The organism is Citrobacter sp. RHBSTW-00859, assembly GCF_013729795.1.
GTDB lineage: Bacteria > Pseudomonadota > Gammaproteobacteria > Enterobacterales > Enterobacteriaceae > Citrobacter > Citrobacter braakii.
Window position 1 is genome coordinate 3,000,930 of the sequence record NZ_CP056284.1, and the last position, 24,424, is coordinate 3,025,353.

The 24,424-nt window shown below is 52.9% G+C and carries 20 protein-coding genes, 3 tRNA genes and 1 pseudogene; 12 read left to right on the forward strand and 12 right to left on the reverse strand.

All coding sequences use genetic code 11. The features are described 5' to 3' along the window. The first annotated feature begins 55 nt into the window (after window positions 1-55). Together mfd and ldtC are read left to right on the forward strand one after the other, a co-directional pair. The gene (gene mfd / locus HV302_RS15090; protein WP_191212326.1) at window positions 56-3,502 is read left to right on the forward strand and encodes a transcription-repair coupling factor; all 3,447 of its coding nucleotides are present in this window, start codon (window positions 56-58) and stop codon (window positions 3,500-3,502) included. 148 nt (window positions 3,503-3,650) lie between these two features. Beyond that, window positions 3,651-4,616: a L,D-transpeptidase LdtC gene (gene ldtC, locus HV302_RS15095; RefSeq protein WP_016156209.1), complete on the forward strand. Its 966-nt coding sequence runs from the start codon at window positions 3,651-3,653 to the stop codon at window positions 4,614-4,616. An 84-nt stretch (window positions 4,617-4,700) separates the two neighbouring features. Here the strand turns inward: ldtC and bhsA are convergent, their stop codons facing one another. Continuing rightward, complete coding sequence (gene bhsA, locus HV302_RS15100) at window positions 4,701-4,958, reverse strand: multiple stress resistance protein BhsA (RefSeq protein ID WP_029139491.1); 258 nt, start codon at window positions 4,956-4,958, stop codon at window positions 4,701-4,703. Window positions 4,959-5,201: 243 nt separating this feature from the next. Here bhsA and comR point away from each other — a divergent pair, with 243 nt between their 5' ends. After that, window positions 5,202-5,837: a TetR family copper-responsive transcriptional repressor ComR gene (comR, locus tag HV302_RS15105; protein WP_016156207.1), complete on the forward strand. Its 636-nt coding sequence runs from the start codon at window positions 5,202-5,204 to the stop codon at window positions 5,835-5,837. Window positions 5,838-6,092: 255 nt separating this feature from the next. Beyond that, window positions 6,093-8,273, forward strand: a pseudogene (locus HV302_RS15110) (TonB-dependent siderophore receptor). Between the two features lie 57 nt (window positions 8,274-8,330). Here the strand turns inward: HV302_RS15110 and HV302_RS15115 are convergent. The 8 genes from HV302_RS15115 to hinT form a co-directional block, all read right to left on the reverse strand. Next, the gene (locus tag HV302_RS15115; protein ID WP_003030814.1) at window positions 8,331-8,870 is read right to left on the reverse strand and encodes a glycine zipper 2TM domain-containing protein; all 540 of its coding nucleotides are present in this window, start codon (window positions 8,868-8,870) and stop codon (window positions 8,331-8,333) included. Between the two features lie 167 nt (window positions 8,871-9,037). After that, entirely contained in the window at window positions 9,038-10,342 is a 1,305-nt protein-coding gene (gene ndh / locus HV302_RS15120; RefSeq protein ID WP_181626219.1) for an NADH-quinone dehydrogenase, read from the reverse strand. Between the two features lie 235 nt (window positions 10,343-10,577). Next, window positions 10,578-11,120 (reverse strand): alpha/beta hydrolase YcfP, encoded by a 543-nt coding sequence (ycfP, locus tag HV302_RS15125; RefSeq protein ID WP_003030817.1) that lies wholly within the window; start codon window positions 11,118-11,120, stop codon window positions 10,578-10,580. Between the two features lie 21 nt (window positions 11,121-11,141). Then, entirely contained in the window at window positions 11,142-12,167 is a 1,026-nt protein-coding gene (gene nagZ, locus HV302_RS15130) for a beta-N-acetylhexosaminidase (protein WP_016152675.1), read from the reverse strand. A 10-nt stretch (window positions 12,168-12,177) separates the two neighbouring features. Further along, window positions 12,178-13,002: a thiamine kinase gene (gene thiK, locus HV302_RS15135; RefSeq protein ID WP_053390188.1), complete on the reverse strand. Its 825-nt coding sequence runs from the start codon at window positions 13,000-13,002 to the stop codon at window positions 12,178-12,180. Then, complete coding sequence (gene lpoB, locus HV302_RS15140) at window positions 12,983-13,624, reverse strand: penicillin-binding protein activator LpoB (protein ID WP_016152673.1); 642 nt, start codon at window positions 13,622-13,624, stop codon at window positions 12,983-12,985. Before lpoB ends, thiK begins: the two co-directional genes overlap by 20 nt. Before the next feature lie 13 nt (window positions 13,625-13,637). Beyond that, window positions 13,638-14,012 carry a YcfL family protein gene (locus HV302_RS15145; protein ID WP_016152672.1) on the reverse strand — a complete coding sequence of 125 codons (375 nt, stop codon included), beginning with the start codon at window positions 14,010-14,012 and terminating at the stop codon, window positions 13,638-13,640. Window positions 14,013-14,014: 2 nt separating this feature from the next. Continuing rightward, window positions 14,015-14,374 (reverse strand): purine nucleoside phosphoramidase, encoded by a 360-nt coding sequence (gene hinT, locus HV302_RS15150; RefSeq protein ID WP_016156204.1) that lies wholly within the window; start codon window positions 14,372-14,374, stop codon window positions 14,015-14,017. A 348-nt stretch (window positions 14,375-14,722) separates the two neighbouring features. Here hinT and fhuE point away from each other — a divergent pair, with 348 nt between their 5' ends. Further along, window positions 14,723-16,909 carry a ferric-rhodotorulic acid/ferric-coprogen receptor FhuE gene (fhuE, locus tag HV302_RS15155; protein WP_181626221.1) on the forward strand — a complete coding sequence of 729 codons (2,187 nt, stop codon included), beginning with the start codon at window positions 14,723-14,725 and terminating at the stop codon, window positions 16,907-16,909. Between the two features lie 98 nt (window positions 16,910-17,007). Here fhuE and HV302_RS15160 read toward each other — a convergent pair. Further along, window positions 17,008-17,083 (reverse strand) — tRNA-Asn (locus tag HV302_RS15160). A gap of 6 nt (window positions 17,084-17,089) precedes the next feature. Between HV302_RS15160 and HV302_RS28620 the strand changes: the two genes are divergently transcribed. The 3 genes from HV302_RS28620 to HV302_RS15170 all read left to right on the forward strand — a co-directional run bounded on the left by HV302_RS28620 (window position 17,090) and on the right by HV302_RS15170 (window position 18,906). After that, window positions 17,090-17,197, forward strand: a complete 108-nt coding sequence (locus HV302_RS28620) for a DUF5951 family protein (protein WP_353622525.1) — start codon at window positions 17,090-17,092, stop codon at window positions 17,195-17,197. Window positions 17,198-17,243: 46 nt separating this feature from the next. Then, a complete protein-coding gene (locus HV302_RS15165) occupies window positions 17,244-18,731 on the forward strand; it encodes an EmmdR/YeeO family multidrug/toxin efflux MATE transporter (protein WP_049040618.1) in 1,488 nt (495 codons plus the stop codon). A 99-nt stretch (window positions 18,732-18,830) separates the two neighbouring features. Beyond that, a tRNA-Asn gene (locus tag HV302_RS15170) sits at window positions 18,831-18,906 on the forward strand. Between the two features lie 42 nt (window positions 18,907-18,948). On the opposite strand, the gene cbl is transcribed toward HV302_RS15170, so the two are convergent. Then, entirely contained in the window at window positions 18,949-19,899 is a 951-nt protein-coding gene (cbl, locus tag HV302_RS15175) for an HTH-type transcriptional regulator Cbl (RefSeq protein ID WP_016152661.1), read from the reverse strand. A gap of 101 nt (window positions 19,900-20,000) precedes the next feature. Continuing rightward, window positions 20,001-20,918 carry a nitrogen assimilation transcriptional regulator NAC gene (gene nac, locus HV302_RS15180; RefSeq protein ID WP_016156200.1) on the reverse strand — a complete coding sequence of 306 codons (918 nt, stop codon included), beginning with the start codon at window positions 20,916-20,918 and terminating at the stop codon, window positions 20,001-20,003. Window positions 20,919-20,978: 60 nt separating this feature from the next. Between nac and HV302_RS15185 the strand changes: the two genes are divergently transcribed. From HV302_RS15185 to HV302_RS15200, 4 genes are all read left to right on the forward strand, one after another. After that, window positions 20,979-21,131: a hypothetical protein gene (locus tag HV302_RS15185; RefSeq protein WP_016156199.1), complete on the forward strand. Its 153-nt coding sequence runs from the start codon at window positions 20,979-20,981 to the stop codon at window positions 21,129-21,131. A 113-nt stretch (window positions 21,132-21,244) separates the two neighbouring features. After that, window positions 21,245-21,320, forward strand: a tRNA-Asn gene (locus HV302_RS15190). Window positions 21,321-21,528: 208 nt separating this feature from the next. Continuing rightward, window positions 21,529-22,845 (forward strand): shikimate transporter, encoded by a 1,317-nt coding sequence (gene shiA / locus HV302_RS15195; protein WP_016156198.1) that lies wholly within the window; start codon window positions 21,529-21,531, stop codon window positions 22,843-22,845. A gap of 118 nt (window positions 22,846-22,963) precedes the next feature. Next, window positions 22,964-24,418: an AMP nucleosidase gene (locus HV302_RS15200; protein ID WP_016152657.1), complete on the forward strand. Its 1,455-nt coding sequence runs from the start codon at window positions 22,964-22,966 to the stop codon at window positions 24,416-24,418. Window positions 24,419-24,424: the final 6 nt, after the last annotated feature.

Sequence of the window (24,424 nt, forward strand, 5' to 3'; positions counted from 1 at the left end):
ATAATAAAGAACATTGCTTATCAGATGTATATCTAAACGAGATCCTGACAACCGAATGCCTGAACAACATCGTTACACGCTCCCAACGGGCGCTTCCGATCAGCGCCAGTTGGGTGAGCTTACGGGTGCAGCCTGCGCAACGCTGGTCGCCGAAATCGCCGAACGTCACGCGGGTCCAGTGGTGCTGATCGCGCCGGACATGCAAAATGCTTTGCGTCTGCATGATGAAATTCGTCAGTTTACTGACCAGATGGTGATGAACCTGCCCGACTGGGAAACGCTTCCCTATGACAGCTTTTCTCCCCATCAGGAGATTATCTCCTCACGGCTCTCCACGCTGTATCAACTGCCCGCCATGCAGCGCGGCGTGCTGATCGTTCCGGTAAATACGCTGATGCAGCGTGTCTGTCCGCACAACTATCTGCACGGTCATGCGCTGGTCATGAAAAAAGGCCAGCGGCTTTCGCGCGACGCCCTGCGCGAACAACTGGACAGTGCTGGCTACCGCCATGTTGATCAGGTCATGGAACACGGCGAATACGCCACGCGTGGCGCGTTGTTAGATCTGTTCCCGATGGGCAGCGAATTGCCTTATCGTCTGGATTTCTTTGATGACGAAATCGACAGCCTGCGTTTGTTTGATACTGACACTCAGCGCACGCTGGAAGAAGTCGATGCCATTAATTTGCTGCCCGCACACGAATTCCCGACTGACAAAACGGCCATCGAGCTGTTCCGTAGTCAGTGGCGTGATACGTTTGAGGTAAAACGCGACGCCGAGCATATTTATCAACAGGTCAGCAAAGGCACGTTACCTACGGGGATTGAATACTGGCAGCCGCTGTTTTTCAGCGAGCCGCTGCCGCCGCTGTTCAGCTACTTCCCCGCCAATACGTTATTAGTAAATACTGGCGATATCGAGACCAGCGCTGCACGCTTCCAGGCCGATACCCTGTCACGCTTTGAGAATCGCGGCGTTGATCCGATGCGCCCGCTTCTGCCACCGGAATCGCTGTGGCTGCGGGTTGATGAGCTGTTTTCTGAACTTAAACGCTGGCCGCGTGTTCAGCTGAAAACCGAGAGTCTGCCGAAGAAAGCGGCGAATACCAACCTCGGGTTCCAGAAACTGCCGGATATCGCCGTTCAGGCACAGCAAAAAGCACCGTTAGATGCATTACGTAAATTCCTTGAAGGCTTTACCGGTCCGGTAATTTTCTCGGTGGAAAGTGAAGGACGCCGGGAAGCACTAGGCGAACTGCTCGCCCGCATCAAAGTCGCGCCGAAGCGGATATTGCGACTCGACGAAGCCGTAGGCAACGGTCGTTATCTGATGATTGGCTCAGCCGAGCACGGCTTCATCGATAGCAAACGCAATCTGGCGCTGATTTGTGAAAGCGATCTGCTCGGTGAACGCGTGGCGCGCCGCCGCCAGGATTCTCGTCGCACCATCAACCCGGATACGTTAATTCGTAACCTCGCGGAGCTGCATCCCGGTCAGCCAGTGGTGCATCTGGAGCACGGCGTGGGTCGCTATGCCGGTATGACCACGCTGGAAGCAGGCGGCATTACCGGTGAATACCTGATGCTCACCTATGCCAACGACGCCAAACTGTATGTGCCGGTGTCGTCGCTGCATCTGATAAGCCGCTACGCCGGCGGCGCGGAAGAGAATGCGCCGCTGCATAAACTGGGCGGTGATGCCTGGTCACGCGCCCGACAGAAAGCCGCTGAGAAAGTCCGCGATGTCGCGGCAGAGCTGCTGGATATTTATGCCCAGCGCGCAGCGAAAGAAGGCTTTGCCTTTAAGCATGACCGTGAACAGTACCAGCTGTTTTGCGACAGCTTCCCGTTTGAAACCACGCCGGACCAGGCGCAGGCGATCAACGCGGTACTCAGCGATATGTGTCAACCGCTGGCCATGGACCGCCTGGTGTGTGGCGATGTCGGCTTTGGTAAAACCGAAGTCGCGATGCGTGCCGCCTTCCTCGCCGTAGAGAATCACAAGCAGGTTGCCGTGTTGGTACCGACCACTCTGCTCGCTCAGCAGCACTTCGACAACTTCCGCGACCGCTTTGCCAACTTGCCGGTACGCATTGAGATGCTGTCCCGTTTCCGTAGCGCCAAAGAGCAAGCGCAGATTCTGGAGCAGGTTGCCGAAGGTAAAATCGATATTCTCATCGGCACTCACAAACTGCTGCAAGCGGATGTGAAGCTAAAAGATCTGGGGCTGCTGATTGTCGATGAAGAGCACCGTTTCGGCGTTCGCCACAAAGAGCGTATCAAGGCAATGCGCGCGGATGTAGATATTCTGACTCTGACGGCAACGCCAATTCCGCGCACGCTCAACATGGCGATGAGCGGCATGCGCGATCTGTCGATCATCGCCACACCGCCCGCTCGTCGTCTGGCGGTCAAAACCTTCGTGCGCGAATATGACAACCTGGTGGTACGCGAGGCTATCCTGCGTGAAGTTATGCGCGGGGGACAAGTTTATTATCTCTTTAACGACGTCGAAAATATCCAGAAAACCGCTGACCGATTAGCGGAACTGGTGCCGGAAGCGCGCATTGGTATCGGCCACGGGCAAATGCGCGAGCGCGAACTGGAACGCGTGATGAACGATTTCCACCATCAGCGTTTTAACGTGCTGGTGTGTACCACCATTATCGAAACCGGGATCGACATTCCCACTGCCAACACTATCATCATTGAACGAGCTGACCACTTCGGTTTAGCGCAATTGCATCAGCTACGGGGTCGTGTGGGACGCTCACACCATCAGGCATACGCCTGGCTGCTAACGCCGCATCCAAAAGCGATGACCACCGACGCACAAAAACGTCTGGAAGCCATCGCCTCGCTGGAAGATTTAGGTGCAGGTTTTGCGTTGGCGACCCACGACCTCGAAATTCGTGGCGCTGGGGAACTGCTGGGCGAAGATCAAAGTGGCTCCATGGAAAGCATCGGTTTCTCACTGTATATGGAGCTGCTGGAAAACGCTGTCGATGCGCTCAAAGAAGGGCGTGAACCGTCGCTGGAAGATCTCACCAGCCAGCAAACCGAAGTCGAACTGCGCATGCCATCGCTTCTGCCGGATAACTATATCCCGGATGTCAACACGCGACTGTCGTTCTATAAGCGCATTGCCAGTGCGAAAGGCGAAACCGAGCTGGAAGAAATTAAGGTCGAGCTGATAGACCGTTTTGGCCTGCTGCCCGACCCGGCCCGGACGTTGCTGGATATTGCCCGTTTACGCCAGCAGGCACAGAAACTGGGGATCAGAAAGCTCGAAGGCAATGAAAAAGGCGGTACTATTGAGTTTGCCGAGAAAAACCACGTTAACCCGGTCTGGCTAATTGGTTTACTGCAAAAACAACCGCAACACTTCCGTCTGGATGGTCCAACACGCCTGAAATTCATGCAGGAGTTGGGCGAGCGTAAAGCACGGATCGACTGGGTTCGCCAGTTTATGCGCCAGCTTGAAGAGAACGCCGTAGCCTAGCGTCAAGCCGGGTGAGTCCTCCACTCACCCGGCCTGATGAATTTACAAACTCTTTGCACTTCCCTGCACTTCCCGACACTGCAAACCGCCATAATTCTTGTTTACTTTTACATAATAAAAACCACGTAAAAACAATGGATTTATGGTGATGTTAAACAATAAACGACTCTCTCGCTGGTTAGCATTTTTTACGCTTGCCGCGACCTTCGCGTTAGCACTTCCGGCCCAGGCAAATACCTGGCCGCTGCCGCCACCGGGAAGCCGCGTGGTGGGTCAGAATGCCGTTCACGTTGTCGAAGACAATGGCGGTTCTCTGGAAGCGATTGCGAAAAAATACAATGTCGGCTTTCTGGCGCTGCTACAGGCCAACCCCGGCGTTGACCCTTACGTACCACGCCCGGGCAGCGTGCTGACTATTCCGTTACAAACCCTGCTGCCGGATGCGCCACGCGAAGGCATTGTTATCAACCTCGCCGAACTGCGTCTTTATTATTACCAGCCAGGGACAAATTCGGTGACCGTGTATCCTATTGGTATTGGCCAGTTAGGCGGTGACACGCTGACGCCCACAATGGTAACCACCATCTCTGATAAACGTGCCAACCCGACCTGGACGCCTACGGCAAATATCCGCGCGCGATACAAAGCGAACGGGATCGACCTTCCTGCCGTGGTGCCTGCCGGGCCGGATAACCCGATGGGCCATCATGCCATTCGCTTAGCGGCATACGGCGGTGTGTACCTGCTGCACGGAACTAATGCTGACTTTGGCATCGGAATGCGCGTCAGTTCCGGCTGTATTCGTCTACGCGACGGTGATATCGAAACTCTGTTCCGTCAGGTGAAGCCAGGAACCAAGGTCAATATTATCAATACGCCAATCAAAGCATCTGTTGAACCTAACGGCGTGCGCCTGGTTGAAGTACATCAGCCGTTGTCCGAAAAAATCAATGACGACCCGCAATTGCTGCCGATCGTGCTGAACGCATCCATGCAGACGTTTAAGAATGCGGCGCAAACGGACTCTGCCGTCATGGAACATGCGATGGAGATTCGCTCAGGCATGCCGGTCGATGTCACCCGTCATCACGACGTTGCTCAACAACCGCTGTAATTCAGCGCATAAAAAACCCCCGCTGGATTTTATTCCTCGGGGGTTTTTTATTTAACTCGCAGTGGCATTGCGATGGGTTAAATCTTATTTGTAGATAACTGCAGTCCCGTGGAGGGTGTTAGGACCGGTAACGGAAGTAATACGGAAAGACTTCGCCCCCATCTCATCCGCTTTCTGCGCCAGTTGATCTTCCAGAGAACCTAAGTTAGTCCCCGCATTCGCAGAAATAGTACCGACTTTCTGTTGGCCCGCAGGTGTGGCCTGAACTTCAACGGCAGCAAAGCTTGCAAATGAGAGTGAGCTAAGAACAGCAGCAACAAACAGAGTTTTTACGTTTTTCATGATAGTGACCTTTAGCAGATGAATGTGTGTCGCAAAGATTAACTTAACGATCGATAGGTAAATCATAGATGTGATCCAGGTCACACGTCAACATTTTTTTATAATGATCGTTATATAAAATACAAAGACCTTATTTTTCATATCAATAGCGTTAAATTATTTTTATCGTTAATCCGCTGGAGTGTGCAGTCGAATATTTTTATAATGGTTATTCAATAAACCCAACAAAGGTACATCGGCGCCATGACAACTGAAATGACAGGTTGTGCTAAAAAAAGCCGTGGCCGACCAAAAGTGTTCGACAGGGAAGCCGCGCTTGATAAGGCCATGACACTCTTCTGGCAGCACGGGTATGAAGCGACATCGCTCGCCGATCTGGTAGAAGCAACCGGCGCAAAAGCGCCCACGCTGTATGCGGAGTTCACCAATAAAGAGGGGTTGTTTCGTGCCGTACTGGACCGCTACATCACTCGCTTCGCGGCGAAACATGAAGCCCAGTTATTTTGTGAAGAAAAAAGTCTTGAGTGCGCGCTGGAAGACTATTTCACCGCAATAGCGACCTGCTTTACCAGTAAAGACACCCCGGCGGGATGTTTCATGATTAACACATCTGCGACACTGGCGGCCTCTTCCCGGGATATTGCGCACACGGTGAAATCCCGCCATGCCATGCAGGAACAGACACTTACCCAGTTCCTTCACCAGCGCCAGCAACGAGGCGAAATTCCGGCCCATTGCGACGTACAAAAACTGGCCGAATACCTGAACTGTATTTTACAGGGTATGTCGATCAGCGCCCGTGAAGGCGCGACGTTTGAAAAACTGATGCAGATCGCACACACGACTCTGCGACTGTGGCCTGAACTTATCAAAGTTTAACCCTTTCCCGCTATTTCCCCGCAGTACTGACACCACCGGGAGCTGATTAAGCCCCCGGTTAGATTCCCGCGGATTACCCCTACATTATTCAGTGTTTTCATCATCTTATCCGATCATTTTTTGTAAAATGTATTGATAACAACAATTATTATCAGCAATATTCGCATTTGTTTTAACGCCTGTTTCACAATGTAACCATCGGTTTCTCTACCGCCATAACAAAAACAGCTCGACTCTTTTTTAAAAGGAATACAAATGCATAAGCGTCTCTGGGTGCTCAATCCTCTCTTGTTGTCTTTAACTCTCCCAGCCATCGCGGCTGAGGAAGATAACCTCATCGTCAGTGCCAACCGTAGTCAACGCACCGTGGCAGAAATGGCGCAAACGACCTGGGTTATTGAAGGAAGCGAGATTGAACAGCAGGTTCAGGGGGGGAAAGAGTTCAAAGATGTTCTTGCTCAGTTAATCCCAGGAATCGATGTCAGCAGCCAAGGGCGCACAAACTACGGCATGAATATGCGCGGTCGTGCCATCGTAGTACTGATAGACGGTGTCCGTCTGAACTCCTAGCGTACTGACAGTCGTCAACTTGATTCTATTGATCCGTTTAACATCGCACACATTGAAGTCATCTCAGGCGCTACCTCACTGTATGGTGGCGGCAGTACCGGTGGGTTAATCAACATTGTCACCAAAAAAGGCCAGCCGGAGCGTGAAGTAGAACTCGAACTGGGGAGTAAAAGCGGCTTCAATAACAGTAACGATCATGATGAACGCGTTGCCGCGGCGGTGAGCGGAGGAACCGATCGCGCTTCCGGGCGCATGTCCGTCGCGTATCAACGGTTTGGCGGCTGGTATGACGGCAATCACGATGCCCTGCTGCTGGATAACACCCAAACCGGCCTGCAGCACTCCGATCGTCTGGACGTGATGGGCACCGGAACGATTGAGCTTGACGACAACCGTCAGTTACAACTGGTTACGCAGTATTATAAGAGCCAGGGGGATGACGATTACGGACTGGATCTTGGCGAGAACATGTCCGCCGTGACGGGAAACGGTAAGGCTTATACCAGCAGCGGACTGAATTCCGATCGTATTCCCGGCACCGAGCGTCATCTGATCAGCCTGCAGTATTCAGACGCAGATTTCTTCGGCCAGAACCTGGTCAGCCAAATCTATTACCGTGACGAATCGCTGAAATTCTACCCCTTCCCTACGCTAAGCAAAGGCAAGGTCACCAGTTTCTCCGCATCGCAGCAGGACACAGACCAGTTTGGTGCCAAAATCACCCTCAACAGCCAGCTGATGGATAACTGGGAGCTGACGTGGGGTGTCGATGCCGATCACGAAACCTTCGATTCCAATCAGAAATTCTTCGATCTGGCCTGGTCCCTGCCCTCCGGCGGTATGGACAACCGAACCGCTTATACCACCGGGCGTTACCCCGGTTACAGCATCACCAACTTCGCGCCTTTCCTGCAGAACAGCTATGACATTAACGACATTTTTACCCTCAGCGGCGGTGTGCGCTATCAATGGACCGAAAACAGGGTGGATGATTTCGTTGGCTATGCCCAACAACAGGGAATTGCCACCGGCCTGGCAAACTCCGCCGATACCATTCCTGGCGGTAAAACCGATTACGATAATTTCCTGTTTAACGCCGGTATCCTCGCCCACCTGACCGACCGTCAGCAGACATGGTTTAACTTCTCTCAGGGCGTGGAGCTTCCGGACCCGGGGAAATATTACGGTAACGGCACCTATTCCCTGGTTGGCGATCATTACCAGCTCCAGCGCAGCGTCAACGTGGCGGACTCACGCCTGGAGGGGATTAAAGTTAACTCCTACGAACTGGGATGGCGCTACACTGGCGACAGTCTGCGCACGCAGCTGGCCGCTTACTACTCCACTTCGGATAAATCGATCGTTATCAACCGCAGCGATATGACCATTAACGTCCAGCCCGACGATCGCCGCATTTATGGCCTTGAAGGTGCGGTGGATTATTTCATTGCGGATACGGACTGGAGTCTGGGCGGCAACTTCAACGTCATTAAATCGGAAGTGAAGCAAAACGGTAAGTGGCAGAAATGGGATGTCACCCTGGCTTCCCCGTCCAAAGCCACCGCGTGGGTCGGCTGGGCACCTGAACCGTGGACATTGCGCGTACAGAGCCAGCAAACATTTGATCTGACGGACGCCAGCGGCAATAAGCTGGACGGCTATAACACGATGGACTTTATCGGCAGCTATCAGCTCCCGTTGGGTAAACTGACCTTTAGCGTGGAAAACCTGCTGAATGAAGAGTACACCACGCTGTGGGGACAACGTGCGCCACTGCTGTACAGCCCAACCTACGGTAGCCCGTCACTGTATGAATACAAGGGCCGGGGCCGCACGTTTGGTCTGAACTACGCCTTAACCTTCTGATAAAAAAAGCCCCCCAGCCTGAGCGAATGGGGGGCTAATGTTCAGGATAATGCTATTTTACGCTTTGTTATTTAGTACCAACTGTCCGTTGTTATCCAACGGAATTTGCGCGCCGGGGTCCTTATCCATACGGATTTTCCCCTGCTGATCGCCAATTTTGTACGTCACGTCGTAGCCCAGCATTTTTTCAGATTTGTCATACACCGTTTTACAACGCTGCTGCGTAGTAGTGTACGTATCATTTTCTTGCATCGAACCCTGGATCTGGTTACCTGCATAACCGCCGCCTAAAGCACCGGCCACGGTAGCAATATCTTTACCGCGTCCGCCGCCAAACTGATGGCCGATAACGCCACCAGCAACCGCACCCAGCACGGAACCCGCGATACGGTTTTCATCTTGTACCGGCTTACGGTGCGTGACCGTCACGTTCCGACACTCCTGGCGCGGTGTTTTTACCGACTCTTTAATCGGTGTTGCAGAGACAACTTGTGCATACTGTGGGCCACGCTCGAAAACGTTAAGACTGGCCACCGCTGCAACACCCAGCGCAGCAGCTACGCCAATCCCTATACCCGCCAACATAGATTTATTCACGGGACTTCCTCCTTTTTTGCTATTAGCAACAACTTTGCAACAGAAGGTAAGGAATGCCAATCAGATTACGGATGAAAATAGCACGAGGAGGAGCGAAGGCAGGATGATTCGGAGAACTCTGAAGGAAGGCGCCGGATAAGTACAATCATCCGACGCCATAAGCCGTATTAATGCAGTTTCAGACGCGGGCGGATCACCCGGTTAATGCTGCCAACCAGCATCATCAGACCGGTTTTAAAGTAACCGTGCAGAGCAATCTGGTGCATGCGGTACAGTGAGATGTACACAAAGCGCGCAATACGCCCTTCTACCATCATCGAACCACGGGTCAAGTTGCCCATCAGGCTACCCACGGTAGAGAAGTTAGAAAGTGAAACCAGAGAGCCGTGGTCTTTGTACTGATACGCTTTCAGCGGCTTGCCGTTCATCTGCGCCAAAATGTTGTTCATTGCGCAGCTTGCCATCTGGTGCGCAGCCTGAGCGCGCGGCGGCACAAAACCACCTTCCGGGCGAGCGCAGGAAGTGCAGTCGCCAATCGCGTACACGTCGGGATCGCGCGTGGTCTGCAGAGTCGGCTCAACCACCAGTTGGTTAATACGATTGGTTTCCAGACCGCCAATGTCCTTCATAAAGTCTGGCGCTTTGATCCCCGCAGCCCACACCATCAGATCGGCTTCAATGTACTCGCCATCCTTGGTATGCAGTCCGCCTTCATCAGCGCTGGTTACCATCGTCTGGGTCAGTACGCGTACGCCCAGTTTGGTTAACTCATTATGCGCAGCACTGGAAATACGCGGCGGCAACGCAGGCAGAATACGCTCACCGGCTTCTACCAGCGTAACGTTCAGCGCTTCGTTGGTCAGCCCTTTGTAACCATAGCTGTGCAGCTGTTTTACCGCATTGTGCAGCTCGGCTGAGAGTTCAACCCCCGTCGCACCGCCGCCGACAATGGCGATATTTACTTTGCCGTTAGCGCCCAGATTCGCGGAATACTTCAGGAACAGATTCAGCATCTCCTGGTGGAAACGACGCGCCTGATGCGGGTTATCCAGGAAAATGCAGTTTTCTTTGACACCCGGCGTATTGAAATCGTTGGAGGTACTACCCAACGCCATCACCAGCGTGTCATACGGGACTTTGCGCTCAGGAACCAGCAGCTCGCCCTTCTCATCGCGCAGCTCGGCAAGAGTAATGGTTTTCGCTTCGCGATCGATATCCACCACCGAACCCAACTGAAACTGGAAACCGTGGTTACGGGCATGCGCCAGATAGCTCAGCGCATCCACGCCTTCGTCCAGGGAACCCGTCGCGACTTCATGCAGCAACGGTTTCCATAAATGGCTGTGGTTTCTGTCCACCAGCGTGATTTTGGCCTTTTTCTTGCGCCCCAGCTTTTTACCCAGCTGCGTCGCCATTTCCAGTCCGCCAGCACCGCCGCCGACAATCACGATTCTTTTTAATGGTGTAGTCAACGTGACCCCCTTAAATTTATTAACCAATTGTTAATTAAAAGTTATAGGTATAGCCTTTAATTAACAACAAGTTACGATAATGAAAATGTTCTTCGAGAGTGAGAATAACACGAACGGTGCATTGGTCATACCAAAATTGATGTGTATCAAGTTTTGATGCTGAAAAGATAGACAACACGAACTTTAAGAACAAAAAACCAGCCCGGAGGCTGGTTTTTTACACGTTCATTGAGGATTAACCTAACGTCTTGAACGCTTTGATGCGCTGCAAATGCGGGGAGATATTCTTAAACTTGTGCGTCTGCTCTTCGTCCCAGACTATCTCGTAAAAATGATGCAGCTCTTCTGACGAACGCTGACTATTGAGCGCTTCATCATGACGTGACAGGATCACCAGGCAGCGATCGCGATTCTTTTCGCGGAAATTGGTCACGCATTTTGTCGCGATATCGGCATACTCTTCAGGCCTGTCGATTTTTCCTTCCATGTTCTCATACGGGAACAGGTTGGGATTAAACACTACCTGACGAATATCACACAGGAAACCAATCCGTTCAGCCCAATATCCCCCGAGCCCCACGCCACAAATCAGCGGACGGTCGTCCACATTAAGCTGCAGCATTTTGTCCACTTCTTTCAGTAGATGCTGCATGTCATGTTTAGGATGCCGCGTACTGTAGCTAATCAGCCTGACATCCGGGTCGATGAACTGCAGCTGCAACACCTTTTCGTGGTTGCCCGGGCTGTTAGAGTCAAAACCGTGTAAATAGATAATCATCGCATCCTCGCCAAACTTGCGTTAATGACCTGCTTTCTCTTCCTGCCAGCGCTCATGAAGCTGGTTGAGCTGGGCGCTTACCGTCTTCCAGCGTGCCGAGTCCATCAGTTCCTGACGTGAAAATGAACCTTTATGATACAAACGTGTAACACGTTCTGCATTGATCGGCGACAGATTATCTAACACACTGACCGCGCCTTTACGATTATTGCAGACCAGGATCATATCGCAACCCGCATCCAGCGATGCCTGACCACGCTCCGCATAGCTTCCCATAATCGCCGCCCCTTCCATCGACAAATCATCGGAGAAAATGACGCCATCGAAACCAAGCTCCTGACGCAGCACCGTTTTCAGCCAGTGTGGCGAACCGCTCGCCGGACGCGGGTCCACGTCACTGTAGATGACGTGCGCAGGCATAATGGCATCGAGTTTGTTTTCCGTAATCAACGTCTGGAACACGGACATATCTTTTGCACGAATTTCGGCTTCTGAACGTGGATCGGTTGGGGTTTCTTTATGCGAATCCGCCGTCACTGCCCCATGCCCGGGGAAATGTTTACCGGTAGTTTTCATGCCAGCAGCATGCATACCGTCAATGAAGCGGGTCGCCATAGCCAGCGCTTTCCGCGGATCGGCATGGTAAGAGCGTTCGCCAATCGCCGCGCTGATATGCCCCACATCCAGCACCGGCGCAAAACTGATATCTATATCCATTGCGATCATTTCGCTGGCCATTAGCCATCCGGCGTCCTGAGCCAGATTGCCGCCGTCTTCCAGACCGTGCAGCGCAGCAAAGGATTGGGCCGCGGGCAGACGCGTAAATCCTTCGCGAAAACGCTGTACCCTACCGCCTTCCTGATCTACCGCCACCACCAGATGATTGCGTGATGCCGCGCGAATCTGGCGCACTAATTCACGCAACTGTTCCGGGTCATGATAATTTCGGGTAAAGAGGATCAACCCACCTACCAGCGGATGCGCCAGAATCTCACGCTCTTCAGCGTCCAGCTCATACCCTTCGACATCCAACATTACTGGGCCCACACTGCTCTCCTTATCCTTTCATTATTAGCTGCCGCCAGGTTTCATCGGCCAGCCTGATAAATTGTCGATCGCCGGTTTGTCGCCAGCGATACTCAAACCACCCCGCTTTCAGCATTATGACCCAGGGCCGCCATCGTCTGACCTGCCGCCACAGCGCGTTTTGTTCAATGTGCGCTCGTTGGGCGTAGGCGCTAACCAGCCGTTGGTGCTGAGATTCGTCGTTGACCCAAACCGCCGCCAGCTCCAGAGCGATATCACCGTCTCCGGCATATTCCCAGTCAATCAGCCGCAGCCCTGATGCTGTACGTACGATGTTGTCACCGTGGACATCCATATGCAGAGGCCCCAGACGCAAAGGTCGAGGCTCACCGCTTTTCCTGAGCCGCTTCAACGCTCGCAACCAGCATGGCGTGCGACGCGCCGGATCGCCACACTGCCAGTACTGTTCGAGTAGCGGCAGCAGACTGATTCGCCAGCCCAATTGGGGTTGTTGGTGCAGATGATACAATAAGCCAGCGAGTTCGTCGGCGTCCGGTAATCTGGATTCAACCTTACCGTGAAAAAAGTCGACCGCCATCCACCCACGTATATAAAAGCGGGGGCGCGGCGCAAGGCTTTCAGGCAGATGCTTTAACGCGTGATAGTGGCGTAAGAAATGCGATTCCGGCGCGTCAGGGTCGTGATGACAGCGCAACACTAAGCGGTGGGTATCGTGTTCGATGATGCAGCTCCCGCCGCTCAGGCCGCTCTGGTTGGCTACGACGGGATGATACTGCGGGAAATAGCGCGACAACACCTCGTCGCGCGTCAGCCGGTTATTGTTGCTGTACGGCACCTTTACCTGACCAGATTATCTCGCCAGTTTGTACCAGCATTAATTGCATTTGCAGCGCCGGCGAATTGACGTTGCCGGAGGCGCTGGAATAGAGCACATACTGTGCGCCAACGTTACGGGCGATACCAATCGCTTTGCTGCGCGTTCCCAGACTGTCGTTCGGCGACAGACCTAACTGCTGTTTGGCGACAGCCAACTGCTGGGCGGAAACCAGGGTAAACTTGCCGTTATTCGCCAGCGCGTTCCTCAAGGTCTCGGTGGCTTCACCGGCGTTCAACGAGCCGTTGGTCCGGTTATTCACGCTATCAACCAGCAGAACGCCTCCCGCTTTGACGCCGTCAGCCTGCAGCATTTTACCGACCATCGGCTGCATAGCCCCGTTCCAGTCATAGTGACGTTGACGTGGCGTCGGCTGCGCCGTTTGGTCCTCGTGCTCAATCGGACCCGGCTGCTGCGGTATGCTTGGCACCGTTGGTACAACCGGCACCGGCTGTTGCGGCTGCGCGGGCTGTTCCGGCACCGGCTTCACTTCCTCTACGGGGGCGGGCTCACGTTGCGCCACACAGCCAGAGAGAAACATCGCCAGCGCGGCAATCAGTGCGTAGCGATTCATTTTGATCATCAAGATTCACCCCTTACAAATAAAGATAAAGTCTAACCTTGTGCGCCCCCAAAAAATTGGCGCTGCCGTACAGCGTCACCGACGAATGAGCCGGGATAGTCACGCTGCGTGGCGCTTCCAGAGGATGCATTTCCAGTCCTCTGGCGTCATACCAGTAAAACCGATAATGAACGGTAACGGGTTCTTGTCTTTCGTTATAAAGTCGCGAGGATGCTGAGGCCTGAATATCAGACGTGGTTAACGTCGGCTGTTCTGCTGTAATGCCCGCCGCCAGAATCGTTGATTCCATCACCAGCGACTGTTCATCACTTACCGGAATTTCAGGATGTGCCCGACAGCCAGCCAGTAGCAGCAAGCTCAGTGAAAGTGCAATGCATCCTCTGGTCATGCTTACAGACCTTTATGCGCAAGCATTGGACCAAGCGCCCGCCCGCCCAGCAGGTGCATATGAATGTGATACACCTCCTGACCGCCGTGACGATTGGTATTCATAATTAAACGATACCCATCCGCAGCAATGCCTTCCTGCTCGGCGATTTTCGCCGCTACGGTGATCATGCGACCCAGCGCCTGCTCGTGTTCCGCTGTCACATCGTTGACGGTCGGGATCAGGACGTTAGGAATGATCAGAATGTGCGTAGGTGCCTGAGGGGAAATATCACGAAACGCAGTGACCAGTTCATCCTGGTACACGATATCTGACGGAATTTCACGACGGATAATTTTGCTGAATATAGTTTCTTCTGCCACGACGTTTTCCTTTTTCATTAACAGCCCAAGCGTTATGCCATGCTACGCCGGGTCACTCTGCGAGTATAGAGTATGAGCGAGTTACTCACGCTCTTTCAACTTTAACCCTCGATTTTTTAAGCAAAAAGCCCTGCCACTGCTGTTCTTATAACCATTTCCCGTCGCTATTGCTGAAGCATAGTACTGAAACAACATTTCATTTATGCCGTAGCATCTGTTTACACATTGAATGTGAATGCGTATATTTCGCATTTGCATTCATATGCAAACTTAATAATTTACAACCAAAGGGTTCATCACAACCTCAGTGATTCGAACTTAATATTAATAATTATCAAGGACTTTTCGATGTCTTTCACAACACACAACGGGGATGACCAACGCCAACCGGGGCTTGCCCCTTCTGTACTGGCAGCCTGCATCACGTTAGCACTATTGCCTTCCACCAGCCTCGCAGCCCCTGCTGAGGAGACGGTTATCGTTGAGGGTTCTGCTCCAGCTACAACCAGCGAGGAGCAGGATTACAGCGTTAAATCAACGACTGCTGGCACCAAAATGCAGATGACGCAGCGCGATATTCCGCAATCGGTCAGCATTATCAGTCAGCAGCGCATGGAAGATCAGCAACTGCAAACGCTGGGCGATGTGATGGACAACACGTTGGGGATAAGCAGAAGTCAGGCGGATTCAGATCGCAGTAGCTATTACTCTCGCGGATTTCAGATTGATAACTATATGGTCGATGGGATTCCGACCTATTTTGAATCCCGCTGGAATCTCGGTGATGCCCTTTCCGACACGGCCCTTTTTGAGCGTGTCGAAGTGGTCCGTGGCGCAAACGGGCTAATGACCGGGACGGGTAACCCCTCAGCGTCGATTAATATGATCCGTAAGCATGCCACCAGCCGCGAGTTCACCGGTAATGTTTCTGCGGAATATGGCAGTTGGAATAAACAACGATATGTGACCGATCTTCAAAGCCCGCTCACGGCAGAGGGCAACGTGCGCGGGCGCATCGTGGCAGGCTACCAGAATAACGACGCCTGGCTTGATCGCTACAATAGCGAAAAAATGTTCTTCTCCGGGATTGTCGATGCCGATCTGGGCGACACCACCAGCCTGTCTGTGGGTTATGAATACCAGCGCATTGATATCAACAGCCCAACATGGGGTGGATTGCCGCGCTGGAATACCGACGGCAGCAAAAACAGCTATGACCGCTCGCGCAGCACTGCGCCGGACTGGGCGTACAACGATAAAGACTTCAACAAAGTGTTTGTCACCATCAAGCAACGTTTTGCCGATACCTGGCAGGCGACCATGAATGCCACCCACTCCGAGGTCAAGTTCGACAGTAAAATGATGTACGTCGATGCCTATGTCAATAAAGCCGATGGTACGCTGATTGGCCCGTATGGCAGCTATGGTCCGGGCTATGACTACGTCGGAGGTACCGGCTGGAACAGCGGCAAGCGTAAGGTAGATGCCGTCGATCTGTTCGCCGACGGCGGTTACGACCTGTTTGGTCGTCAGCATAATCTGATGCTGGGCGGCAGCTACAGCAAACAGAATAACCGTTACGAAACCGCGTGGGCGAACGTATTCCCCAACGAAATCGGCAGTTTCTATACCTTCGATGGTAACTTCCCGGAAACCAACTGGATCCCGCAGTCATTGGCCCAGGACGATACCACGCACATGAAATCGCTCTACGCCGCAACACGTATTTCGCTGGCCGACCCACTGCATTTGATTGTCGGCGCGCGTTATACCAACTGGCGTATCGACACCCTCGCCTACAGCATGGAACAAAACCACACCACGCCGTATGCGGGCCTGGTGTATGACATTGACGATAACTGGTCTACGTACGCCAGCTATACCTCAATCTTTCAGCCGCAGAACAAGCGCGACAGTTCCGGTAAATATCTTTCCCCAATTACCGGCAATAACTATGAACTTGGCCTGAAGTCCGACTGGATGAACAGCCGTTTAACCACCACCCTCGCGGTGTTCCGCATTGAACAGGATAACGTGGGCCAATCAACCGGCGTACCAATTGCCGGTAGCAATGGCGACACGGCCTATAGAGCGATGGATGGAACGGTCAGCAAAGGGGTCGAATTCGAAGTTAACGGTGCGATCACCGATAACTGGCAGATGACGTTCGGCGCGACACGCTATGTTGCTGAAGACAACGAAGGCAATGCGGTAAACCCGAACCTACCGCGTACCACAGTAAAACTGTTTACCCGTTATCGCCTGCCAGCCATGCCGGAACTGACCGTGGGCGGTGGGGTTAACTGGCAGAATCGTGTTTATAGCAATACGGTCACGCCGTATGGCACATTCCGCGCGGAACAGGGAAGCTACGCCCTGGTCGATTTATTCACCCGCTATCAGGTGACGAAAAACTTCTCTGTGCAGGGTAACCTCAATAACCTGTTCGATAAAACCTACGACACCAATGTCGACGGATCTATCGTCTATGGCGAGCCGCGCAACGTCAGCGTCACCGCCAGCTATCAGTTCTGATTCGAAACCCATCACGCTCCACCTGCTCGTCAGGTGGATGCACTGGACTGAGAAAACAAAAAGCTCGCTTAAGTTTCCTTAAGCGAGCTTCTTAAATATGGCTCCTCTGACTGGACTCGAACCAGTGACATACGGATTAACAGTCCGCCGTTCTACCGACTGAACTACAGAGGAATCGTTGTGGAGGCTTATCTTAGCGGCGAAAAAAATTTTGTCAAACCCCATTTCCCCGAAAAAGTTTCAATTGATGCTTCTCTCGACAGTTTGTTGCATTTCCAGACATTTTAAATGGAAAAAACTTTGCAGCTTTTTGGTTTCTCCCTCATCATTTGAAATGAGGTTTCAACTTTCTTCTTTAAGGTCCACTTTGAACGTCTCCGCTGCCTTACGCCAGGTCGCTTCCCGCACGCCCTGGTATGCCAAACGCAAGAGTTATAAGGTTCTCTTTTGGCGCGAAATCACTCCGCTTGCGGTCCCCATTTTTCTGGAAAACACCTGTGTACTGTTGATGGGCGTACTGAGTACCTTCCTTGTTAGCTGGTTGGGAAAAGAAGCAATGGCTGGCGTTGGTCTCGCCGACAGTTTCAATATGGTCATCATGGCGTTTTTTGCCGCCATCGATCTGGGAACCACGGTGGTGGTAGCATTTAGCCTGGGAAAACGAGATCGTCGACGGGCAAGGGCAGCAGCCAGACAATCGCTGGTGATCATGACGATTTTTGCTACCGTGCTGGCAGCGGTCATTCACTATTTTGGTGAACAGATTATTGACGTTGTCGCCGGTGAAGCAACCCCCGATGTTAAGGCTTTGGCACTCACCTATCTGGAGCTAACGGTGCTCAGCTACCCGGCGGCAGCTATTGCTTTGATCGGTAGCGGCGCACTCCGCGGAGCCGGTAATACCAAAATTCCGCTGTTGATTAATGGCGGTATGAATATCCTAAATATCATCATCAGTAGCATCCTGATCTACGGGGTCTTTTCCTGGCAAGGGCTGGGATTTGTGGGGGCAGGACTCGGGCTGACCATTTCACGCTACATCGGTGCGTTCGCCATTATCTGGGTGCTGATGATTGGTTTTAATCCGGCGCTGCGTATTCCCTTCAAAAGCTATTTTAAGCCGCTCAATCTCGCCATTATCTGGGAAGTTATGGGGATCGGTATTCCGGCAAGTATTGAGTCAGTGCTATTTAATGGCGGTAAACTGTTAACGCAGATGTTTGTCTCCGGCATGGGAACCAGCGTAATTGCCGGAAACTTCATTGCATTTTCCATCGCCGCGCTCATCAACCTGCCGGGGAATGCTTTAGGCTCCGCGTCGACAATCATTACCGGCAGGCGTCTGGGAAATGGTCAGATTGCCCAAGCGGAAATCCAGTTACGCCATATATTCTGGCTATCAACAATCGGCTTAACCGCCATCGCCTGGCTAACCGCCCCTTTTGCCGGCGTTATGGCCTCATTTTATACCCACGATCAGGATGTAAAAGAGGTCATAGTCATCCTAATTTGGCTCAACGCAGCGTTTATGCCGATATGGGCAGCATCCTGGGTGCTACCATCAGGGTTTAAGGGCGCGCGTGATGTGCGTTTTGCGATGTGGGTATCGATGTTGGGCATGTGGGGCTGTCGCGTTGTGGCGGGTTACACCTTGGGAATTGTATTAGGATGGGGCGTAGTCGGCGTTTGGTTAGGGATGTTCTTCGACTGGGCCGTGCGCGCCGCGTTATTTTACTGGCGTATGGTCACAGGCCGCTGGTTATGGAAATATCCTCGCCCCGAGCGTGAAAAGTGCATAAAACAACCGGTTGCGTCTGAATAAGCGGCGAAATGGGGAATATTTCAGCAAACGATCGCATTTATCTATTCAGGCTTTGACAACGCTGAGTGGCATCGCTAATATTCGCCTCGTTCACACGATTCCTCTGTAGTTCAGTCGGTAGAACGGCGGACTGTTAATCCGTATGTCACTGGTTCGAGTCCAGTCAGAGGAGCCATATTTAAGAAGCCTGCTTAGGAAACTAAGCAGGCTTTTTGCATTATATCTGATAATCAATCACGGCTTCATCTGGCTCCATCGCCTGGCGCTTGATTTCATCGACGGATAACCCTGCGTTGCATAGCTCAATGAATCGCCAGACATAGTTGCGCTGCAGTTGCCCGCGTTTCAGGCCCAGCCAGACGGTATTTGCATCAAATAAGTGCCGGGTATCCAGACGGGTTAAGCTCCCCTCCTCCTGCTCTCCACTGGATTGTTCTGCCACCAGCCCGATTCCCAGCCCCAGCGACACATAGGTTTTAATCACATCCGAGTCCTGGGCGCTGAGGATAATATCCGGCACTAACCCTTTACGGGCAAATGCCTCATCGATACGGGAACGCCCCGTAATCCCCTGACGATACGTAATTAATGGCCAGTGGGCGATAGATTCCAGTGTGAGAGGAGACGTTTTCACCAAGGGATGGTCGTGAGGTACAAGCAGGCTGTGGTGCCAACGAAACCAGGGAAAAGCTACCAACAGCGGATCGCTGCTAAGTCGCTCGCTGGCAATCCCGATGTCTGCCCCACCGTTTTGCAACAGTACGTCAATCTCCTGCGGTGTACCCTGGATCAGTTCCAGACGCACCTCAGGGAAGAGCTCACGAAAGGCTTTAATCACCGCGGGCAGGCTATAGCGTGCCTGTGTATGCGTGGTGGCAATCGTCAGTACACCGGACGTGTCATTGGTAAACAGATCCGCCAGTCTGCGAACGTTGCTGGCCTCATTCAGAATACGCTCGGCAATAACCAGCAAGGCTTTGCCCGGTTCGGTCATGCCCAGCAGGCGTTTACCGCGACGGATAAAAATCTCAATGCCAAGTTCATCTTCAAGTTCACGAATATGTCGGCTGACTCCCGACTGCGAGGTGTACAGTATATTCGCGACTTCCGTCAGGTTGTAATCCTGACGGGCCGCCTCGCGGATTATTTTAAGTTGCTGGAAATTCACTTTTCGCTCCGGGCGCATCAGACATTACGCTATTGTTAAAGTCTGATGCCCGGCGTAACAAATAATAAAAACCCGCATCTTATTCCTGGAGGGAATAAGGTTTAGCTGACCAGCTGTAGCTCGCGGTTTTCCAGTGCCGGACGGCTTACCAGCGACAACAGGATCTCCTTCACGGCCTGTGCCTGCGGCGATAAGCTCCCTCTGGCTGAGACGTTCAGCGATAATGGCAGATTCATCGATGGGGTTGTTATCCGCGCCATCCAGCCGTTAGCGGCATTACATAATGAACGGGCCGCCGACTCAGGCAACACTGTGACGCCCATCCCACTGGCGATGGCAGCCGTTAAGGTGGCGATAGATTCAATTTCGCCAATCACTTTGGCCGTCAGGCGACGAAGCGAAAAAGCTTCATCTACACGCAGGCGAACTGCGCTGTAATCCCGTGGCAAAAACAGATTCATCTGCGCCACCGCGGCTAAATCGACGCTTTGCCCCGGGCAATCACGCGTCCCGACCAGGTACAGATCCTCTTTAAGCAACGGTTGACTGCTGATACCCGCCACGGGTGAGCGCTCGTAGAGCACCGCCATGTCTAAATGCCCGCTGAGCAGCTTGTCATTCAGCACCGCCCCACTGTTTTCATGCAAATAGACCAGCACATCGGGCAGCTCTGCTCGTACTGTCTGTAATAACGGCATAGTGATGGCTGACGCCGCCGTCCCCGGTGCCAGGCCAATAGAGACCTGTCCCCCCAGGGTCTGACCCACGTTATTGACCGCAAGTTGCGCCTGCTCGCACTGACGTAAAATCGTCCGCGCATGGGCATACAACACTTTCCCCGCTTCCGTCGGTGTGACGCCGCGTTTGGTGCGAATCAGCAGTTGCTGATCCAGTTCGCCTTCCAGCGTAGCAACCTGCTGGCTCAGCGCGGGTTGCGCGATATGCAACACTTCCGCTGCCTGGGTCAGGCTACCAATATCGACGATTTTCACGAAATATTTCAGTCGTCTGAAGTTCATTTTGCCTCCTGTCGGAATACCAGAACCCGTGCTGGCAGTCATTAAATTCAGGATTGCAAGATGCTTGCCAGTTTAGTCAGCAGCCGTGTTTTACGGTTAAAACCGCGTAAAGTCAGGCTCAAAGGTGAAGAATGGACTTTTTGCACACCTGAATCTCTCATTCTGGCTGCCCTGGAAGAGGTAGACGCGCACCAGAATGGGGCAAAAGCATAAAAAGACGGAAAGATCGCCGCTTTGCTGATTTTGTCAGCAAACGAACGCACAAATGTATTTCCCCCTTTGACAAGCCTCATCGCCCTCGCTAATATGCGCCTCGTTCAAACGATTCCTCTGTAGTTCAGTCGGTAGAACGGCGGACTGTTAATCCGTATGTCACTGGTTCGAGTCCAGTCAGAGGAGCCAAATTTAGAGAAGCCCGCTTTTAAGCGGGCTTTTTGCTTTTCTGTTTTTCATTCGTCTTATTTTTCATGTAACCCTCTGGTGAGGGAGATAATCGTTTTCTCTTCCCGTCTGTCGCGGTAATCTCATAACGGTCGTTAATATATCGACTGCAATGTGTGTAGCCCAATTCAAATACTAATAACTAAAAGACAGTACAGACAGGATAACTATGGATTCCACTCTCACCTCCGCGGGTCCCCAAGAGGACGTCTCTTCGCTTCATCGTGCCCGACGCGCTGCGCTTGGTAGCTTCGCTGGCGCCGTGGTCGACTGGTATGATTTTCTGCTTTATGGCATCACCGCCGCACTGGTCTTTAATCGCGAGTTCTTCCCGCAGGTTAGCCCGGCAATGGGAACACTTGCCGCATTTGCCACCTTTGGCGTCGGATTTTTGTTCCGTCCGTTAGGCGGGGTTATCTTCGGCCACTTTGGCGATCGCCTTGGCCGTAAACGCATGCTGATGCTCACCGTCTGGATGATGGGGATTGCCACTGCGCTGATAGGGATTATTCCTTCTTTTGACACTATTGGCTGGTGGGCCCCTGTGCTGCTGGTGACGCTACGCGCCATTCAGGGATTCGCCGTTGGTGGTGAATGGGGCGGCGCGGCGTTGCTCTCGGTCGAAAGCGCGCCGAAAAATAAAAAAGCCTTCTACAGCAGTGGCGTTCAGGTCGGTTACGGCGTCGGACTGCTGCTTTCTACCGGTCTGGTCTCACTGATTAGCTCGCAAACTACCGATGAGCAGTTCCTGAGCTGGGGCTGGCGTATTCCGTTCCTGTTCAGCATCGTACTGGTTTTGGGCGCGTTGTGGATGCGTAACAGAATGGATGAATCAGCCGAATTCGAACAGCAGCAACAGGCAGCGCAACCAGAGAAAAAGCGGTTACCGGTGGTCGAGGCGTTAATCCGTCATCCGGGCGCATTCTTAAAAATTATCGGCTTGCGCTTATGTGAACTGCTGACGATGTATATCGTCACCGCGTTTGCCCTTAATTACTCTACGCAGAACCTGGGCCTACCGCGCGAGCTGTTTCTGAATATCGGTTTGTTAGTGGGAGGACTGAGCTGTCTGACCATCCCCTGCTTTGCCTGGCTTGCCGACCGCTTTGGTCGACGGCGCGTGTACATTACCGGTGCACTGGTCGGTACGCTGAGCGCCTTCCCGTTCTTTATGGCGCTGGAAGCACAGTCTATTTTCTGGATCGTGTTCTTCGCGATTATGTTGGCCAATATTGCGCACGATATGGTGGTCTGCGTACAGCAGCCTATGTTTACCGGTTTGTTTGGCGCAAGTTATCGCTACAGCGGCGCAGGCGTTGGCTATCAGGTGGCAAGTGTGGTTGGCGGTGGTTTTACCCCCTTCATTGCTGCGGCACTGGTGACATTCTCGGGCGGAGACTGGCACAGCGTGGCCATTTATCTGATGGCCGGGTGTCTTATTTCCGCCGCCACTGCATTGCTGATGCGGGATAAGCAGCACAGTTAAGCCCTGATGCGAAGGTCATTCGGCCTTCGCACAATCTTCCTCAACGTCTGACTTTTGTTTCATATTCCTGTGACATACTATCGGGAGAGCAGTACATCTGTGGAACAAGGAGACAGACATGAACAATAAGGGCTCCAGCCTGACCCCAACTCAGGCTCTGGATAAACTGGACGCACTGTACGAGCAGTCGGTTAAAGCACTGCGTAGCGCCATTGGTAAGTACATTGAAACAGGGACGCTCCCTGACATAATCGCCCGCCATAATGGTCTTTTTGTTTACCCATCGCTTTGTGTCACCTGGGATGGCAGCGCCACCAATCCCCCGAAAACCCGCGCCTATGGCCGTTTTACCCATGCGGGCAGCTATACCACTACGATCACCCGTCCGTCGCTTTTTCGTCCCTATCTTGAAGAACAACTCACGCTGCTGTATCAGGATTATGATGCGCATATCTCCGTCGAACCGTCGCAGCATGAAATCCCTTATCCCTATGTGATCGACGGTTCTGAACTGACGCTCGACCGCTCAATGAGCGCCGGATTAACGCGCCATTTCCCCACTACCGAGTTGTCACAAATTGGCGATGAAACAGCCGATGGTACCTATCATCCGGCGGAATTCTCCCCGTTGTCGCACTTCGACGCCCGACGAGTAGATTTTTCGCTCGCACGACTGCGTCACTACACGGGAACGCCGGTTGAACATTTCCAGCCATTTGTGCTGTTCACCAACTACACCCGCTATGTCGATGAGTTCGTGCGCTGGGGTTGCAGCCAGATCCTCGATCCGAACAGCCCCTATATCGCGCTGTCATGCGCGGGCGGGATCTGGATCACCGCTGAAACGGAAGCTCCGGAAGAGGCCATCTCCGATCTCGCCTGGAAGAAACATCAGATGCCCGCCTGGCATTTAATCACCGCCGACGGTCAGGGGATCACGCTGGTCAATATCGGCGTTGGCCCGTCTAACGCCAAAACCATTTGCGATCATCTGGCCGTCCTGCGCCCTGACGTCTGGCTGATGATTGGACACTGTGGCGGCCTGCGTGAAAGTCAGGCGATTGGCGACTATGTTCTGGCCCACGCTTATCTGCGTGACGACCATGTGCTGGATGCCGTACTACCACCGGATATTCCGATTCCGAGCATTGCGGAAGTACAACGCGCACTGTATGACGCCACCAAAGAAGTCAGCGGCATGCCCGGCGAAGAGGTTAAACAGCGCCTGCGTACCGGTACCGTCGTCACCACCGACGATCGCAACTGGGAGTTACGCTATTCCGCTTCTGCGCTGCGTTTTAACCTCAGTCGCGCGGTGGCTATTGATATGGAAAGCGCCACTATCGCCGCCCAGGGCTACCGCTTCCGCGTCCCTTACGGCACGCTGCTGTGCGTTTCCGATAAACCGCTGCACGGCGAGATCAAACTGCCTGGTCAGGCCAACCGTTTTTATGAAGGTGCCATTTCCGAGCACCTGCAAATAGGTATCCGGGCAATCGATCGTCTGCGTGCTGAAGGCGATCGACTGCACTCCCGTAAATTACGTACGTTCAACGAACCGCCGTTCCGTTAAGGCCTG

Bases quoted from the DNA above. Each gene is read 5' to 3' on its own strand.
- mfd (WP_191212326.1), top strand. From the start codon at position 56: ATGCCTGAACAACATCGTTACACGCTCCCAACGGGCGCTTCCGATCAG.
- ldtC (WP_016156209.1), top strand. From the start codon at position 3,651: ATGTTAAACAATAAACGACTCTCTCGCTGGTTAGCATTTTTTACGCTT.
- bhsA (WP_029139491.1), bottom strand. From the start codon at position 4,958: ATGAAAAACGTAAAAACTCTGTTTGTTGCTGCTGTTCTTAGCTCACTC.
- comR (WP_016156207.1), top strand. From the start codon at position 5,202: ATGACAACTGAAATGACAGGTTGTGCTAAAAAAAGCCGTGGCCGACCA.
- ycfP (WP_003030817.1), bottom strand. From the start codon at position 11,120: ATGATTATCTATTTACACGGTTTTGACTCTAACAGCCCGGGCAACCAC.
- lpoB (WP_016152673.1), bottom strand. From the start codon at position 13,624: ATGATCAAAATGAATCGCTACGCACTGATTGCCGCGCTGGCGATGTTT.
- HV302_RS15145 (WP_016152672.1), bottom strand. From the start codon at position 14,012: ATGACCAGAGGATGCATTGCACTTTCACTGAGCTTGCTGCTACTGGCT.
- fhuE (WP_181626221.1), top strand. From the start codon at position 14,723: ATGTCTTTCACAACACACAACGGGGATGACCAACGCCAACCGGGGCTT.
- HV302_RS15165 (WP_049040618.1), top strand. From the start codon at position 17,244: ATGAGGTTTCAACTTTCTTCTTTAAGGTCCACTTTGAACGTCTCCGCT.
- nac (WP_016156200.1), bottom strand. From the start codon at position 20,918: ATGAACTTCAGACGACTGAAATATTTCGTGAAAATCGTCGATATTGGT.
- HV302_RS15185 (WP_016156199.1), top strand. From the start codon at position 20,979: ATGCTTGCCAGTTTAGTCAGCAGCCGTGTTTTACGGTTAAAACCGCGT.
- shiA (WP_016156198.1), top strand. From the start codon at position 21,529: ATGGATTCCACTCTCACCTCCGCGGGTCCCCAAGAGGACGTCTCTTCG.
- HV302_RS15200 (WP_016152657.1), top strand. From the start codon at position 22,964: ATGAACAATAAGGGCTCCAGCCTGACCCCAACTCAGGCTCTGGATAAA.